The sequence below is a fragment of the Parabacteroides distasonis genome (assembly GCF_004793765.1).
Classification (GTDB): Bacteria; Bacteroidota; Bacteroidia; order Bacteroidales; family Tannerellaceae; genus Parabacteroides; species Parabacteroides distasonis_A.
The window spans coordinates 1-12,581 of sequence record NZ_SRYM01000078.1 but is presented as its reverse complement, the minus strand read 5'-3'; the positions used below and the strand labels follow the sequence as shown (position 1 = coordinate 12,581).

Here is a 12,581-nt window from a genome sequence, read left to right as displayed (position 1 = left end):
CACGACTGAATATTAACTTTAGCCATTATGCTGCTTAATTTTGATTAGTTACTTATGTACTTGTAGTGTTTATCATCAACGGAATTTTTCCCATACTCATAAGCGAATTACGGGTTATTGCCTTGACTTCCGATCTAGAATATACCGAGTTGCCATCGTATACAAAAAGTTGGCACCCATTTACCCCGCTAATCTTAGACCAATCGTAATCTCCAAGATTGGCTTTGAGTTCTATATCTGTGTTTATAGGCAACGTACCGTGCCGTACAAACGTCTTTTTTATATTTGGCATTATTGGTACTGAAGCGTCGGTATTGTGCCCCCTGAAGCCCCCAAGACTAAAAATATATTTATTAGAGGAATCTCTTTTTAGCTCAAAGCGTACAGGCTTAGATGGGCTATCAACCAATTTCCACTGGCCCGGGGAATTATTGCACCATATATTCCAATACGGGTAAGAAGAAGGTAAACCTTCAGAATCAATAATATTTCTTCCATGGACTTGCGTGTAGCCATTTTCTACTATCTCAAAAGCATACCCGCCTTTACCACCAGATTTTGCCTTGGCGCATAGTGTACCAAGATCAGTGCTTGGGCAATTTATTGCATTTCGCACTAACATTATTGATATATCGTTATTCGGTAATGTAGCCATATTTACGCCGCCTTTAAATTGTTCAACTCCTCCCTTAACTCTCTCACCTCTTTCTCAAGGTCGGCTATGCGCTTGTCCTTGTCGGTCATCCATGACTTTGTAGATCCTATCCACTTATTAGTATCATCCATAAACGGAAGGAATGTCTGGATGGACTTGATCGACAACAGGCATCCAGTCTTCCCATAGTCATACCCATACCAATCATTATTAACGCCAGTACCTTTACCCGTAACCATTATAGGTAATATCCCGAGCATCTGCTGAGCGGACAGCCCGACTTGCCTTACCTTATCCTTATCGTCATTCATGAAATAATAAAATAATTTCACGGGTATCAGCGAATGGAGATCTATGTTAAAATCGCTCAGATATGTTTTTCTTCTCATGTCTGAGTTGCTTATCCAGCTACCACCATTGGCGGTAGCGTTACCACTATCGGCGAAGCTGAACCCCTTGGCCCAGTTTGTCCCGGATTGGGTGATGGATATAGTCATAGTATTCCCGCCATGATTCCAGTTGCAATAATATCCTCCATACGTAGACCTAAAGGCCAGCTGTACCCCATTGGACGTGAATCCGCCATTAAGATATCCAGAGAATGAAGGCCCGGCCGGGCCTTGCGGCCCAGTTGCCCCGGTAGCACCTTTAGGCCCTTGTGGCCCTGTAGCCCCGGTGGCTCCTTTCGCCCCCGTATCCCCTTTAGGGCCACGGATGTTCCTCGTGGTTGGAGTAGTCGTTGACGTGCTGTTCGTCCAGCTAATGTTTCCGTTTGCATCAACCGAAGGATACCAGAACTTGAACGGAGACGGAGCGTTGCCGGTGGAATATGCCACGACATCGCCACTCATACGCAGGCTTCCGGTTCCTTTCATGTCACCAGACGCTTGCATATAGAATTGTGCGTCGACTCCGTTAGCTGTCCGATCCTTATCGAACATAAAGAACCCGAAATAACTACTCGTATCTGTGCCCTGAAAAGCTCCTAAGTTGAATACCCTGCCTGTATATGATTTCCAACGGTATAAGGGGAAATAAGTAGATATCGAGTTAGTGTCCGAATCCACGTTTATAGCCGCGTTCGTCTTGCCGGTGACCCAAGTTCCGTTGACCCCGGACAAGAAAAACCTTCTCCACCTAGCGGAACTGGTACCTAGATCATAAGTGTTATTAGTCGTAGGGTATACGTGTTTGCCAACGATATTTGTTTTTATGTTAAAACTGCTATTAGTCCAGTATCCTATCTCCGATCCTACCGAGTCCCCTCCCTCAGTCCCGGCGTAAAAACTATACCCTGATGTCCCACGATAACCAAACAATATATTATGAGCATCATAGGCGTTTATATTAAGCTGGCCTGATTCTAGTGAGTTTATTATGTATTTGTCGCCTTTGAATATTATAAAAGTGCTATTAGTCGAATAGATATTACCAACATTATCTAAGTTACCGGAAATGTTGGCCGTCCCATTGAACGATCTTCCCCAAATAGTTCGAGCAGTCTGAAGCTTGGTGGCGCTTGAGGCGTTCCCGAGAACACCCATCCCGGAATGACCGTATACGATAGACAATCCGCTAACCGTTCCGTTGGAATCGGTAGCGTTCAATTGCGTTCCTATGCTAGTATTGGATATCCAAGCCAGGCCGGTCGCGTCAAATCCAGATCCTGTCAATCTTAGGGCAAGGTAATAGGCACCATTGTATAGGACAATAACAGGGTATATGTTGTGATCCCCATCGGCCTCTAACCTATAAAATGTACGGTTATATTGCACGACGGCGTTTATCTTGGTTATAAAACATCCGCTAATATTACCGGATCTATTTCCCCGGAATATGCCCTGGAAGTAAAATGATTGATTGCTACTGCCTGACGTCGTGTTATACCATGTCGTGACATTGGCAAGCAATATAAATGTAGGATATCCTCTATTATCGTTCTTGGCGAATGACACGTGCTGCCATGATCCTATGGCACTCACGTTTAAAGTCCTCGTAGAGCCTCCTATCGTAGCGCTTATATTCTTACCGCTCATAGCCAAATTGGTAAACAAACCGTTCGCATGGACGCCGTCCAACATATCAGCGTTAAGATTATTACATAGCGTGGTGGAAACAACGCTAATGGGCTTGGTTCCCGTCGCTATTGTGGAATGCAATTGTTTATCCGTATGAACGCCGGAAGTGTTAATCCATGCCGAATACGTATAACTTGTACCCTCGTTGTTACAACCAGTATAAAACTTTATGTCACCATCCGCCGTTATCCATACGCTTTCGTTACTATATATAGGCAACGTCTTGGCCAGCGTAGCCCCGCTTTCCCCTGCGGATATCCACGTGGCGCCGGTAGTAGACCCTATGCGCACGTCAAAGTTATAATCGTTTTCAGTAGCGTTGGTAACGATGCCAGATATAACAGGTATGGAATATGACAGGTTGTTGACTTTTTGCTTTATGGTAAGCATGGTCACTTGATTCCCGGCGGCAGTTTGGTTTGTCCCGGTCAAGTCTATTACCGGGGCCGCCTTGAACGTTTTCACGGCCGTTATGTTTTGCGCCGTATCCAACGTAACGTACTTTCCGTTAAGCGTAGCGGCGTAATTCGCCGTGGTCAATGCGGTCAAGCCCTTTGTAAACGTTATGGTCTTCTTATCCGAGCTTAACGTGGCGTTAGTAAGCACATTGCCGCTTCCGGTCACCGATATTCCCCCGATGGTTCCGGTACCGCTTACGGATATGGTCCCGTCAGCCGATATGGATATGCCAGACCCGATCTTTACCGCCCCAAGCGCATTTGCCCCGGCTATGGGTAGGACTATGTCTCCGGAACCCGTGGAGTACGCTACAACGTCTCCAGAGGCCCTAACATTACCTTCAGCCTTAACGGTGGAGGCGTTTAGTGTCATGCTGCTAAGACGCGAGTTGTTATAACCGCTTATATTAAGATTATATGTACTGTCCCCGGGCTTTCCGTATTGGAACCATAACGCTTTCTTATACGATGATTGCTCCATGATCCGGAAAGCTGTTCCCTTGTTGGCATTGGTGTAAATGATCAGATTGCTATCGGATGTGGCGGCCGTTGTGGACATGAGACCTAGCAGCGTATTGGGGCCGTAGATAGTAAGCTTTTCGCCGGGGGACGACGTCCCTATCCCCCAGTTGCCGTTGAATTTGCCATATAACCTGTTTTCTTTAGCCGCGCCCATCCAACCAAGCGACAGATAATTATTTGCGCTTCCGTCCCCGACATGATGGTATGCGAGCTCCAAGTTATTATTATTCGTTCTGGCACTGCCTATCCTGCCATATACGATCGACTTGGCACTAAACAGGTTAAAAGCGTCCTCCGCGGTGCCGCTGGATGTTATTACCCCTTTAACGTCCGCCGTGCCATTAAAAGACTTGCCCCATATGTTTCGTGCTGTCTGAAGCTTTGTGGCGGAAGCGACGTTGCTATCCGTGAAAGCGAACTCTCTCCACGCCGTCTTGTTCGCGTTGGATCCCGTACTCGAACTACTGCCACCGCCGCCACGGGCGAACCACCTGTTAGCGTAAAACGACCCGTATATCTGGTTTGCGGAACCGTACGCCGCCGTACAATAGATCAATGAGCCCGCCTCGGCTATCGGATAATGCCTCTCGGGGGTCGCATTCGCATTCGCGTTATTGCACATGATACCTATACCATTTACCGCGTTAAGGTCAACGGTTGGAGATTGGTCTTTTCGCGCAAAAGCGGACGAGTGTAATCCATCTAACAAATCGGCATTAAGATTGTTGCATAACGTAGTAGATACAACATCAATAGGTTTAGTTCCTGTGGCGACTCTGGATATATAGCGACCCGTGTTATATAGGAACATATTTGGGTCACTGCCTTCTAAAATACCCTCCTTACTTATAGCAAATCCATATCCAACCACGAACGTATCATAATACTCGTGTCTTAATATAACGTTTTGTGTTGCGTCTTGTGAGGCGGTAAATTTTATACCTGCGGCCTTACTTTTGTCATCACTAACAGTTGATTTAAGGATCAATTGGCTATTGATCGTATTAGAAGCTATGGTCAATGCTCCGGTCATGGTATCCCCGGCTTTCTTCACGTACTTGCCGTCGAGCGCGGATATGGGCAAATGGCTTATGTCTATCTTCTTGCCTGCGTCGGCTTTCGCCAGCTCCGTCCACATAGCGGCAACGTCCAAGCCTCCCACGCTACCGTCTACGCTTAACGTACCGTCCGTGGTTATGCTGAGACCGCTCCCGACCTTGACCATGCCTAATACCCCTGTACCGGCTATAGGGCTTACAATATCATAATTCCCGGTAGCGTAGGCCACGACATCGCCAGTAGCCATAATGTTATTATTGGCGTCGACCTTGACATAGTGGCTGGCGTCCTTATAATTGAGATACAGGTTGGACAGCACGGCGTTCGTCCCGGTAACGCCGTTGATAGCGTTTCCCCCTGAGAAACGGATCCATTGCGCCGACTTATCCTTGGCCACATCAAACGTCTTGTCGCTGTTAAGGTGTATAAGGCCGTTGATGCTAGGCACGCCCGTCATCGCCCCTGTAGCTATCCCGTTGGAATTGAGTTTCTGCCCCCACCACGTAGCGGCGTATAGCTTGTCGCCCTCCAACGCAGTACCTTTAGCGTTGCCAAACTTCACGGCGAACTGGTTTTTCGTCTCCCCGGTGTCAGGCTGATCCAGCAATTGCAAGCCCGCTCCGGCGTAATAGGTCTTGCCCCTGCCGCCGGCGAAATCAGGATCCAACGACAATAGGCCGGTGGCGGAGTCGATCACGAGGCCCTTGCCTTGTTCGATCATCACGGCACCAACCATGTTGTAGCCGGCGTGGGGGAGTACGATGTTATGATCAGAGGTGGCGTAAGCCACGATGTCACCCTTGGACTTGGCGGGGTAGTCCGTAATGATGTACCACTTGTCCTCCGGGAGGGGGTTGCCGTCGCTGTCCTTGTCAACAAGTTTCCAATATAAAGGGGCTTTATTTCCGTTTCCCTCTCCGCTTATCTTTCTGATTTTACCATCCCTGCATAAGACGAATAAAGAAGGATCTTCCTCGTAATCGTTAAGGTAAAGCTCGCCTCTCGTTATACCGGACAGGTGCCATTCCTCCGTTCCGTCATCCACGGCTTTTGGAGGAGGAGCCGCTTGCAGCTTACCGTTCTCATTTACGGTATCAGATCCATACCATATATGTTTGGTTAATTTTTTCTTGCTCATAGAGAATCCAAATTTGACTGATTAACAAACGCTCCAACGGAATCATCATACACCAAGACCTGACCATCCTTGGCGTTATCGACATTAACACTTATCGTTCCTGTCACCCATGACCCATCATCCTGCTCCGTGAATCCATTATAAGATACGTTCTCGGCATTCTCTATATTCATAGTATAATTAAACAGCGGATATCTCTCAGCTATCACCTGTCTCTCGGGCACGCTAGACTCGCTACGGACATACCTAACGCCGTTTATTCTCACGTCCGAAAGGCAAAATATGTTATTGATCAATCGGGCCATCTCGAAAGGTACACCCTCGTTATCCCCTATCGTGAGCGTGTCCACCTGATACGGAACGGCGTAAAGTTCTACGATCTCTTGCCCCTGTGTCCTGAATTGCTCGTTGCTAACGTTTAGCGAATGTCCGTCTGACTTAAATCCCCCCTCTACCCACAGGCTGAATACCCTTTGGGAACTACCGACCTTGAACACGGCCCCGAACGATGTTATATTATCTCGGTTTGTGTATGACATCTTAACCATATCCGATAGCTCGTCTTGGCCGCAGAAACGGAATGGTACGCTGCTTGAATGATCGCCGCTTCCGGTAATTGTCGCACGATACACACTATTGCCGGGCGGGATGATAAACTCAAGCAATTTGTTAGAGTCATTGATATTATGCGACACCGGCGATAACGTAGATATCACGCCAGAACATAGGTTTTGCAGTTTCATTGACAAAGTGGTGGAAGGGGATACTACGCATTGCACGGTTATATTCTCGGCATTGGAGAATCGTTGCACATACTCGCACTCCATCTCGATGCCGTTATAGCCCACGTCAAAAAGCAATGGTGATATCTTGCTCACGTTTATCATACGCCTATAAACGCCAAAAGAGCCACACCCCACGGGATACGACTCCCGCCGGGTATGGCTCTTAGGCTCTAATTTCTTTTTTTTGTTATGTCCTACAAATATAGGGGATAAGGATCAATTGTCAAAACAAATTCATGTAATTTTAGACAATATCAGCGAATAGGTTGTAGTTTGGGGTTTGCCTATCTTCTCCGTTATCTCGCTAACCCATCCCTCGTACGATCTCCCGGCGTACGAGAACGATAATTTGCCCCTGTAATTACCCAGGAACGGGGATAAGCCCGGGGTCTCCAAGGACACCTTATCGATCCTTATCCTCCGGTCGTTAACCGGCAGGGATATAGGAAGGGTCTCCGATACTCCTCCTATCGATATCGAGGAGTTTCCGTCCGAGGCCGTGAAAGACAGGTAATCTGTGCATATCCCGAGTCTTTCCTTATTGACAAGAAGCATATTTCTTGGCGAGTAGGAGGCGTTAAAGATAGTGTCGGGGAACAATGCCCCCGTCACGGCATATATAGCTCCCCCATTCTCTTCTCTTATCAGGACTAACCTATCCCCATCTTCCCTAGCGTGGACAATGAATATGTCATTGTCCGAATCCGTATCCTTCGATTCCTCGTCACGCTCGTTAGCGAGGAACTCCAATCCGTAGCAATCTGCCCTGTACGGGCTTATCAATGACAATATGTTGTCCTTTATGTCCAATCCCGTGCTGAAACTGCTCTTGAAGTGAAACTCGTCACGCCCGTTTATCTCATCATAGTCCTGCTTGTCGAATCCAATTTCAACCCCAGAGTATATCAACGACTCATCCACGGATAGCTCCATATTGCTCACGTGATCCAATACTTTCGTCTCATTGACGAAGAAATCATTCATATGTCGGAAACGCACGCTATTATCCAGTATCTCGTAATCATACCCCATCAACGCCTTGGCGAAATCACAGAACTTGGAGAAGGACGTATGGACCTTCGCGTCCTTTATTCCTCTCACGCTCTCAGCGGCCATCATCCAAGGTATAGGCATGGAACCGGAGACGATATCGCCGGACAATGACACGCCCATCCTTGACAATAACGAGGATAATAGTTTTTTAGGAGAGAAAGTGTCTATTTCCACCGGTTTATTTCGGCCTATATAAGATACGGATATCTCTTTTACATCAAACACCTTGGCATGAAGTGTTTGGAGAGTCTTTGAGTCTATGAATAATGATATATAATCACCGGGTCTCATCAATACGGTATATTGATAATCGATATGTATATCATTATCCCCATCAAAATAGCCGATCTTAGTGCTTGTCTGTCTTACTCCGTTCTTGTCAAAAAGCCATAACAGCAGTTCAGGATATATAGCCTGTTGATCAACGCCAACCTCTACTTGCCTGATCTTGAAATCAAGCCTAAAAACAATTTTTATATCAGATATGGCCTTTATTAATGGAGTTACATCATTTGAGTTCTCGACATATCCATCGTTATCAAAAACCTCTATTTTGTTTTTAACAGGGAAATTCGTGTCCATGTAAATTAATGGGAACAAATAATTACCGGTATATTCAATCGGATATATATCCGGATCGGTTTGCTCATTCTTAGGGTCATTAGGATTTACTCCGAATTCAACCCTATTATTTAGGTTCATCCTATCATAGTATAGGGTATCCTCCTTTAGCTCCGACACCGGGATATCGTATACCTGCGACTTGTTTGCGTTGATGATGGACGCTACGCTATCGTCAATGGCGTTTATGGATATCGTATACCCGTCGCTCTGGTACGTGGAGAAATCTAGCTTGCAACGAAACTTCTCGTTATACCCCCAGCTATCGTTCAACACTCCTATCACCAATATGGCCGAGGCTTTCGTATAATTGGATAGGTACTCGGCCTCAAGAAGGTCGTATGCCCCCTTCACGAACTCGAACTTGTTGGAGAAGGAGCGAACGACACCGCCAAGATCCTTCCTCTTAGCCGATATCTCCACGTCCTCCCAGTTCTTGAGGTGATCCGTCACGTCGTACCTCTTCCCTCCTATCAATAATACAGCTTTTATCATATGCGTATAAATAATAAGAGCCGCCCGGGGACAAACACGTCTCCGGTACGGCTCTCAGGCTCTGTCACAAAGATAACTATTGTCGGCGTAATATCAAGCCCTTGATCTTGATTTCTCGATATCCCTCAAGAAGTCCCTCACGCAAGACATGGCTCTTATCTTGTCCATGGTCTCCTCGCTGCTGAAGAAATCATCATAGCTCAACTTTATGAGCGTGTCTATCATGTCTCCAATATCCTCCGAGAAGGTGTATTCCGATATGCCCCTTATCGATTCCATCATTTCCGGGGTTATGGTCAAGTTTCCTATTACCAACTCATGAGCGTGATCAACCTTGATCTCGTTACCGTCGGCTCTCACGACGATGCTTTTAATCTCATTATCTTTCATATTCAATCAATCTTTTAATATTTCACAATTATTTTAAAGTCACAAAATGGCCGTACGCCTTTATATCGTACCTCAATAATATATGTATATCAATTAGTTTTTGTCTGATCTCTCGATCAATGGAAGAATGCCGTTTCGTTTTAGCTCCTCATATAAGAACAAGCGTCCTTTCTGAGTCCATTCGGTATTAAGACTCACGTCCGGGCTGCCATTGGAATGAGTGTAGTTGTGAGTAGCACTATGGACATAGCCTTTACCTAAATACTCCCCGTACAATATCCATTGCCCGTTGACCTTTCGCTGTATGTGGAGATCACGCAACAAGGCGTTGAATCTTATGGCTGTCATTCCATAATCCTGCGCTATCTGGGTGACGAGAACGGTCTTCTTGCTCTGGAGGATAAAACGGGCATACTCGCTTTGATGCTGTAGTTCCACGTTCTCCGCTCTCAATTCCGTTATCTCCTCTTGCTTTTGTTTGTTTTCGGCTTCAAGCTGCTTCAGCCGTTCTTCCCGTTTTTCAAGGGTAGCCTGTGCGATGGTAAGAGCACGAGCCATGATTTCCTCCGGGGTATCGTCGGCCTTAGTAGCGATGTATCCGCCGGTAGTTCGTACTTCATGAAGGATTTGTTTCACGCCTTTCTTAAATTGTTTGGCGATAGGCTTTCGTGATTGCATGAGGACTTCGTATAAGCCATCTTCTGTTAAAAGCCAAACTTCCTGATTGCCACCAAGGGTAGTAATAATATTACGAACCTTTTCGTCTTTTTCTACAAGGTTAGTCAACTTGCAGGAATTTCTCTCGGAATATTCTAAGACTTCCGCTATTTCTTTGACTAAAAATAATGGATTTTCTGCGGTTCCATAAACCGTGAATTGGTGTCCAAGCAATTCTGTTTGTTTTAGGACGTAAATCGGATGCTTTAGCATAAAAACACAAAAATGCGCCTACTACGAGCTGCTAAAACATCCATAGGATTATTTTGGAGGCGTTTCCGTATCTCCACTCGGTAGGCGCAATATCTTTAATAAAATATCACTTTCACTTATATGTCTTGGCAAAAAAAATAACCCCAATGGAGACCATAGGAGTTTGCCGCCCCTATGAATGTTTTAGCACTACAAACATACGAACAATTTCCGGAATGGCAAAGGAAATTCGACTTTTTATTCTAAAAAAAGCCTCGAAACATTAGTTCCGAGGCTCGCTATGTCAGTCAAGCTGTCAAACAATAACTAAACAATAGCTATAAGCTCCTTGCCTATTTTATGAATCCCATCAATTATGCGCTGCCGCTGATTGGGACGTGGCTTTTTGACGCCATTCACATAATGGCTTAGTTGGCGTTGGTTGATGCCGGAAGCACGGCTTATCGCTGTCAGCGAAGAGTAAGACTCACACACTTTCAGAAGTGTGGCAATATCAAGATATTTATATTCAAACTCATAATCACCATCTAACAGCCATTGCGGCACATTATCACCATCTTCGATCATACCATCAACGTGGAAACGCAAGGTCTCTTCGATGGCTTTTTGTAAAGACTCGAACGTGTCGGCCGTAATCGCCAAAGCCCCCGGAACATTCTCGCCGAAAGACGCTCCAAAATTTTTATCACACCACTGAATATCAATTCTAATTTTCTCCATAAGATACAATATTTTAAGTTGCCGTTTATGGCAGGGTGATTATTTCCACCCTGCTTGTTTCCAAATGCTGTTTAAAAGGAACTGGCTCAAAACTTCGTTATCGTGACCTCTTATTGTCACCTTTCCCGTCTTTGAAGGATGTTTAAATTGTTTGTGATCAGTGCCTTTTGTTTTTAGCATGAACCATCCGTCAGCTTCAAGCATTTTAATAACATCCCTTACTTTGTAACGTTTCATATTATTACTGTTTGTTATTGTTTGACAATAACAAAGGTAGTAAAAATAATACTGTTTGCAAAAATAAAACAGTAATAATTTTATTGCTTAACAATATTTATGAAGACGGAGGGTTATCCCGCAAGCCTTACGCAAGTCATGTCGCTTATCACGCTCATAAACCTATCGTAGGTCTTTTTATTCCATTCCTTGTGATCCGGCATCCAGTCATTGAATATCTCCATGTAGACCACCTCGTGAGATCTATCCTGTACGGTGACGCATAAACCGCCCGTATCCGGCATTATGCCTACATTTATATGCACCGGTTTCCTTCCGATCATACACTCCAACGCAATCCTTTGTACGTTCTTCAATACTTCTATCGTTTCCATAAATTTTATCTTTTATCCAAGACCAAATAATGATCTCCAAGACATTTAACCCACTGTATTCTATATCTCTTAGATTTACACCCAAATTCTATGTCTTTGATCACTGATAGGATATCAAAAGGGCTTTCTTTATAATATTTTCCAAGTATTGCAAGAACATGATAGCTCTCACTCGGAGTAAAGTGCATTGAACTCCTATACCTTTTAGCTGTATCATAGAGTCTTTTTGAAAAAGATTCTACTGTTTCAAACTCTTCTAGTCTGTAATTAAATAAATCCGTTGCTTTCATATTTCACCCTCCTTATATTAATTAATCTCCAGAATAAACCCTGTTACCGTAAAGGCTAGCCATACCGACATGAGTAAGTCTACATTATGGGATCTCTCCGCAAGCTCCTTGGCAAAAGCCGCACGTTTTTCCGCAAGCTGCACCATTGCTTTTGCCGATCCCCAAGCCTGTTTAAGGCACGAGCCGAATGTACGTCTGTATATTTTGCACTCTCTATAGATCTTATGCGCTTCCTTCATGATCTCACTCTTGTTGTATTTCTGTGTTGCCATTGTACTGTTGTTTTATTTTGATGATGCAAATATAATGCAATACTTTATATGCAACAATAATCAAATAAAGAATCACATTACATTTAACACTATTTAGTAATGTTATTCTTTATACAATAGCTGCAAATAAAAAGAATCGCATTATATTTGCGGTGTAATCATATAAAGTATTGGCTTATGGAAAATAGAATTAAAGACATTCTTTCAGAAAAAGGATTGACAGCTAAAGAATTATCATCTGTTATAGGTTTGTCAAGTGTAAGTTTGTATAATATCATCAATGGAAAACAGGAAGCATCAGCAAATACACTGAATGCGATTGCCACAGCCTTAAACGTTCCTTTTTGGCAATTGTTTGTTTCCCCTTCCGAAGTGCAAAAAGAGATTGATGGTGGGTATAAGTGCCCTAACTGCGGTCATCCATTGAAGATAAAGGTGGAATGACAATATGACATGATACAGATTTACTTCACACGCAATTAACAATTAAAAGAACGTGTGTAA

12 protein-coding genes are annotated in these 12,581 nt (G+C 44.6%); 1 reads left to right on the top strand and 11 read right to left on the bottom strand.

Features of this window, described 5'->3' with window-relative positions:
• Window positions 1-52: 52 nt before the first annotated feature.
• The 11 genes from E5342_RS17840 to E5342_RS17790 all read right to left on the bottom strand — a co-directional run bounded on the left by E5342_RS17840 (window position 53) and on the right by E5342_RS17790 (window position 12,077).
• Complete coding sequence (locus E5342_RS17840; protein WP_135959983.1) at window positions 53-655, bottom strand: hypothetical protein; 603 nt, start codon at window positions 653-655, stop codon at window positions 53-55.
• A 2-nt stretch (window positions 656-657) separates the two neighbouring features.
• Window positions 658-5,910: a hypothetical protein gene (locus E5342_RS17835; protein ID WP_135959982.1), complete on the bottom strand. Its 5,253-nt coding sequence runs from the start codon at window positions 5,908-5,910 to the stop codon at window positions 658-660.
• A complete protein-coding gene (locus E5342_RS17830) occupies window positions 5,907-6,797 on the bottom strand; it encodes a hypothetical protein (protein WP_210434981.1) in 891 nt (296 codons plus the stop codon). The genes E5342_RS17835 and E5342_RS17830 overlap by 4 nt, the downstream gene beginning before the upstream one ends.
• Before the next feature lie 132 nt (window positions 6,798-6,929).
• Window positions 6,930-8,864: a hypothetical protein gene (locus E5342_RS17825; protein WP_135959980.1), complete on the bottom strand. Its 1,935-nt coding sequence runs from the start codon at window positions 8,862-8,864 to the stop codon at window positions 6,930-6,932.
• A 93-nt stretch (window positions 8,865-8,957) separates the two neighbouring features.
• Window positions 8,958-9,260 carry a hypothetical protein gene (locus tag E5342_RS17820; protein ID WP_135959979.1) on the bottom strand — a complete coding sequence of 101 codons (303 nt, stop codon included), beginning with the start codon at window positions 9,258-9,260 and terminating at the stop codon, window positions 8,958-8,960.
• 87 nt (window positions 9,261-9,347) lie between these two features.
• Window positions 9,348-10,184 (bottom strand): phage antirepressor KilAC domain-containing protein, encoded by an 837-nt coding sequence (locus tag E5342_RS17815; RefSeq protein ID WP_135959978.1) that lies wholly within the window; start codon window positions 10,182-10,184, stop codon window positions 9,348-9,350.
• A 306-nt stretch (window positions 10,185-10,490) separates the two neighbouring features.
• On the bottom strand, window positions 10,491-10,904 hold the full coding sequence (locus E5342_RS17810) for a CopG family transcriptional regulator (RefSeq protein WP_008771554.1): 414 nt from the start codon (window positions 10,902-10,904) through the stop codon (window positions 10,491-10,493).
• Window positions 10,905-10,943: 39 nt separating this feature from the next.
• Entirely contained in the window at window positions 10,944-11,141 is a 198-nt protein-coding gene (locus tag E5342_RS17805) for a type II toxin-antitoxin system HicA family toxin (RefSeq protein ID WP_034531103.1), read from the bottom strand.
• A 113-nt stretch (window positions 11,142-11,254) separates the two neighbouring features.
• Window positions 11,255-11,515, bottom strand: coding sequence for a hypothetical protein (locus E5342_RS17800; RefSeq protein ID WP_135959977.1), 261 nt, complete (start codon window positions 11,513-11,515; stop codon window positions 11,255-11,257).
• Window positions 11,516-11,520: 5 nt separating this feature from the next.
• A complete protein-coding gene (locus tag E5342_RS17795; RefSeq protein WP_135959976.1) occupies window positions 11,521-11,805 on the bottom strand; it encodes a hypothetical protein in 285 nt (94 codons plus the stop codon).
• A gap of 17 nt (window positions 11,806-11,822) precedes the next feature.
• A complete protein-coding gene (locus E5342_RS17790) occupies window positions 11,823-12,077 on the bottom strand; it encodes a hypothetical protein (protein ID WP_246867157.1) in 255 nt (84 codons plus the stop codon).
• A gap of 177 nt (window positions 12,078-12,254) precedes the next feature.
• On the opposite strand from E5342_RS17790, the gene E5342_RS17785 reads away from it, so the two are divergent.
• Window positions 12,255-12,521, top strand: a complete 267-nt coding sequence (locus E5342_RS17785) for a helix-turn-helix transcriptional regulator (RefSeq protein ID WP_008771557.1) — start codon at window positions 12,255-12,257, stop codon at window positions 12,519-12,521.
• Window positions 12,522-12,581 lie beyond the last annotated feature (60 nt).